Annotated in this window: 4 protein-coding genes; 1 reads left to right on the top strand and 3 read right to left on the bottom strand. The window is 59.2% G+C overall.

The features are described 5' to 3' along the window. Positions 1 to 573 precede the first annotated feature (573 nt). From NTD85_RS05670 to NTD85_RS05655, 3 genes are all read right to left on the bottom strand, one after another. Positions 574 to 1,473 (bottom strand): hydroxymethylglutaryl-CoA lyase, encoded by a 900-nt coding sequence (locus NTD85_RS05670; RefSeq protein WP_262141643.1) that lies wholly within the window; start codon positions 1,471 to 1,473, stop codon positions 574 to 576. Between the two features lie 147 nt (positions 1,474 to 1,620). Next, entirely contained in the window at positions 1,621 to 2,022 is a 402-nt protein-coding gene (locus tag NTD85_RS05660; protein WP_007951507.1) for a MerR family transcriptional regulator, read from the bottom strand. 197 nt (positions 2,023 to 2,219) lie between these two features. Next, the gene (locus NTD85_RS05655) at positions 2,220 to 3,149 is read right to left on the bottom strand and encodes a LysR family transcriptional regulator (protein ID WP_045122379.1); all 930 of its coding nucleotides are present in this window, start codon (positions 3,147 to 3,149) and stop codon (positions 2,220 to 2,222) included. A 157-nt stretch (positions 3,150 to 3,306) separates the two neighbouring features. Here NTD85_RS05655 and NTD85_RS05650 point away from each other — a divergent pair, with 157 nt between their 5' ends. Further along, complete coding sequence (locus NTD85_RS05650; RefSeq protein WP_003223710.1) at positions 3,307 to 4,536, top strand: acyl-CoA dehydrogenase; 1,230 nt, start codon at positions 3,307 to 3,309, stop codon at positions 4,534 to 4,536. Positions 4,537 to 4,549 lie beyond the last annotated feature (13 nt).

The raw sequence follows: 4,549 nt of genomic DNA, 5'->3' as shown, positions 1-4,549 counted from the left end.
CCCACAATGGAGATAGAGTATTTTCAGGAATCACAGAAAGCACAAAGGGGAGCCGAAGCTCCCCTTTAATTTTGTCGTCGCGTGCTCTTTCTTATTATTGAGGGGCGGTCTGTTGTTGTTTTTGGCAACCGTGGCCCTTTACCGCTGTTTTTGGCGACCCCCATCCGGGGTCAAGAGCAAACGTATTTTTTTGAGCGCTGATCTGCTTTCTCGTTAAACGATCCAACCGATTCGGGAGCTACCTGAAGGTAGTTTTATTGTTCTCTGCCCGGTTGCGGGTCACTCCTGAGAGCACCCTGAAAAGCACACCTTCTCCAAAAAAATCTGTTAGCTGCGTCTCTGCCGTGTTGTTTTTGTTATGTCAGAGTCGGTACGTCTTATTTTTATTGGTTTGCTGCTTTTTATTCTTGTTATGCCATAGAGATAGCAGAAGCCGTGCCAACTTTTAAAAAACCTTATAAATCAATGGATTGGGTTTTTTGAAGGATTTTTCCTTCAGGGCAAACCAGACAATTTGTTTCCGTGTTACTCGTCTATGCCCACGTTTCGGACACAGCGGTAACACCTTCGCCCTCACTGTGCGCTGCGAGCCTTGGCGACACGCGAACCGCTCGGACGACCGAGCACCGCACTGATCTGCTGACCCGCCGCAATCAAGGCATCCAGGTCGATACCGGTCTTGATGCCCAAGCCGTTGAGCAGGTACACCACGTCTTCGGTGGCGACGTTACCGCTCGCGCCTTTGGCGTACGGGCAGCCGCCGAGGCCGGCGATAGAGCTGTCGAACACCGCGATGCCTTCCAACAGGCTGGCATAGATGTTGGCCATCGCCTGGCCGTAGGTGTCGTGGAAATGGCCGGCGAGTTTTTCCCGTGGCACTTGCGCCGACACCACTTCGAACAACCGCCGCGTGGCGCCTGCGGTGCCGGTGCCGATGGTGTCGCCGAGGGACACTTCGTAGCAGCCCATCGCGTACAACTCGCGGGTGACCATCGCCACTTGTTCCGGCGCGACTTGGCCTTCATACGGGCAGCCGAGCACGCAGGACACGTAACCGCGCACGGTAACGCCTTGCTGTTTCGCGGCTTCCATGATCGGTGCGAAGCGCGCCAGGCTTTCGCTGATCGAGCAATTGATGTTGCGCTGCGAGAATGCCTCGGACGCAGCGGCGAACACCGCGACTTCTTTCACGCCGGCAGCGAGCGCGTCTTCAAAGCCGCGCAGGTTCGGCGCCAGTGCGCCATAGGTCACGCCGGGCTTGCGCTGGATCTGCGCGAACACCTCGGCGGAGCCGGCCATCTGCGGCACCCATTTCGGTGAGACAAAACTGCCGACTTCGATGTAACCCAAACCGGCGGCGCTCAGAGCGTCGACCAGTTGCACCTTGTCAGCGACGCTGATCGGTTGGGCTTCGTTCTGCAGGCCATCGCGCGGGCCGACTTCGATCAGGCGTACTTGGGAGGGGAGGGACATGGGTTGACCTGCTCATTTTCGGAATTACATGAGGTCCCTGTGGGAGCGGGCTTGCTCGCGAATGCGGTGTATCAGATACAAAATTTGTCGCCTGACACTCCGCCTTCGCGAGCAAGCCCGCTCCCACAGGGAATGAGTTGTGGCTGATTACTGCGCTACTTGCTGGCTCTTGAGCGTCTGCTCCAACGCCTGCACGCAGCGCTCTTCAGCGGTATCGAGTTCCAGTTTCATCTGTTCGATGTCGAGCAACTGCTGCTCGAGCTGTTCGCGGCGTTCGCTGATTTTCGCCAGCATGCTGTTGAGCTGTTTGGTGTTACCGCTGGATGGGTCGTAGAGTTCGATCAGTTCGCGGCATTCGGCCAGCGAGAAACCGATGCGCTTGCCGCGCAGGATCAGTTTCAGGCTGACCTTGTCGCGTGGCGAGTAGATGCGTTCCTGGCCTCGGCGCTCGGGGCTGAGCAGGCCTTGTTCCTCATAAAAGCGGATCGCCCGGGTGGTGATGTCCAGCTCGCGGGCGAGGTCGGAAATGCTGTAGGTCTGGCTGCTCATGAAAGCGCTCGGAAAAAGGTCTTGGCGCTAAGCTAATGGCGAGTTGACGTTTACGTCAAGGTTCAAGATGTGTGGCGCGAGTGCTGGCCTCTTCGCGAGCAAGCCCGCTCCCACACTCGGTCGCGTTTCTTCAGATGGAACGCGATCAACTGTGGGAGCGAGCCTGCTCGCGAAGAACGATAACGCGGTTGCCAGCCCTACACCTTATCGAGCTTCTTCTCATGCGCCGTCACCTGCTGGCACAACTCGATCATCTGCTCGCGCATCCAGCGGTTAGCCGGATCCTGATCGGTGCTCTCGTGCCAGTACAGGTGGGTCTCCACCGGGGGCACGTCGTTGACCGGCAGATTGAATGCATGCAAGTCATTACGCCGGGCGAAACGCTCGGGCACTGTCATCACCATGTCGGTCTGCTGCATCACCTGCGACGCCATCAGGTAATGCTGCGAGCGCAGGGCGATCTTGCGCTGAATGCCCATTTTGCCCAGCGCCAGATCGACATAACCCAGACCGCTGCGGCGGCTGGAGATGTGAATGTGAGTCAGCGACAGATAATCATCGAGACTGAGTTTTTCCTTGCCCGCCAGCGGATGGCCCTTGCGCATCGCACAGACGTAACGGTCTTCCATCAGCTTGACGTGGCGCACCTGCGGGTCAGTGTTGAGCGGTGCATCCACGGCGAAATCCAGACGTCCGGCGGCCAGTTCCTTGGTGGTCTCGCGGCGTTTGGACAGAAAGCTCTCGATGATCACCGTCGGCGCCAGACGCCGCAACCGCTGGAACAGCGGCGGCAGAATCACTGCTTCAGTGAGGTCGGTCATGCTGATGCGATAAGTCTTCACCGCTTGGGCCGGGTTGAAAATCCGGCTCTCCTGCACCGACACCCGCAGCAACGACAGCGCGTTGCGCACCGGACCGATGATGTTCTGTGCCATCGGCGTCGGCACCATGCCTTGGGCGGTGCGCACGAACAGCGGATCGTTGAAGGTCTCGCGCAACCGCGCCAACGCGTTGGACACCGCCGGCTGGGTAATCCCGACAATCTGCCCGGCGCGGGTGAGGTTGGCTTCGGTGTAAATCGCGTCGAAGACGATGAAAAGGTTGAGGTCGACCTTACTCAGATTCATAACGCGGCTTCTCTTGTTCTAGGGGCTGACGATCAGCGGATCATATATCGGTGATGAATGTTTATACACGCCGAGAATAGGCTAGGTAAATTATCAACGCTGTTCTAGCATCGATTGCATGATCTGAACAACCTCTGCCCATAGAAGGTAATTGCTCATGGATTTCGCTTATTCGCCCAAGGTGCAAGAACTGCGTGAGCGCGTGACCGCGTTCATGGACACTTACGTTTACCCGGCCGAAGCCGTGTTCGAACGCCAGGTTGCCGAGGGTGATCGCTGGCAGCCGACCGCGATCATGGAAGAGCTCAAGGCCAAGGCCAAGGCCGAAGGTTTGTGGAATCTGTTCCTGCCTGAGTCGGAACTCGGCGCCGGCCTGACCAACCTCGAATACGCACCGCTGGCGGAAATCATGGGCCGTTCGCTGTTGGGGCCGGAGCCGTTCAACTGCTCGGCGCCGGACACCGGCAACATGGAAGTGCTGGTGCGCTACGCCAATGAAGAACAGAAACAGCGCTGGCTCGAACCGCTGCTGCGCGGCGAGATCCGCTCGGCGTTCGCCATGACCGAGCCTGACGTGGCCTCGTCCGACGCCACCAACATGGCCGCCCGCGCCGTGCGCGATGGCGACGAGTGGGTGATCAACGGCAAGAAGTGGTGGACCTCCGGCGCCTGCGATCCGCGCTGCAAGATTCTGATCTTCATGGGCCTGAGCAACCCTGACGCACCGCGCCACGCCCAGCACTCGATGATCCTCGTGCCGGTCGACACCCCCGGGGTGAAAATCGTCCGTCCGCTGCCAGTCTTCGGTTACGACGATGCACCGCACGGCCACGCCGAAGTGCTGTTCGACAACGTGCGGGTGCCGTACGAAAACGTTCTGCTCGGTGAAGGGCGCGGCTTTGAAATTGCTCAGGGCCGCCTTGGCCCGGGGCGGATTCACCACTGCATGCGGTCGATCGGCATGGCTGAACGCGCCCTGGAATTGATGTGCAAGCGTTCGGTGAGCCGAACCGCGTTCGGCAAGCCGCTGGCACGTCTGGGCGGTAACGTCGACAAGATCGCCGACTCGCGGATGGAAATCGACATGGCACGCCTGCTGACCCTGAAAGCGGCGTACATGATGGACACCGTCGGTAACAAAGTGGCGAAGAGCGAGATCGCACAGATCAAGGTCGTTGCGCCGAATGTGGCCCTGCGGGTGATCGACCGGGCGATCCAGATTCACGGCGGGGCCGGGGTCTCGAATGATTTCCCGCTGGCCTACATGTACGCCATGCAGCGCACCCTGCGCCTGGCCGACGGTCCGGACGAAGTGCACCGCGCGGCGATCGGCAAGTTCGAGATCGGCAAATATGTGCCGAAGGAGATGCTGCGTAGCGGTCATTAAGACCGCGTCGCCG

Source organism: Pseudomonas sp. 13B_3.2_Bac1 (assembly GCF_025466205.1).
GTDB lineage: Bacteria > Pseudomonadota > Gammaproteobacteria > Pseudomonadales > Pseudomonadaceae > Aquipseudomonas > Aquipseudomonas fluorescens_H.
This window is presented reverse-complemented; position numbering and strand designations above follow the sequence as displayed.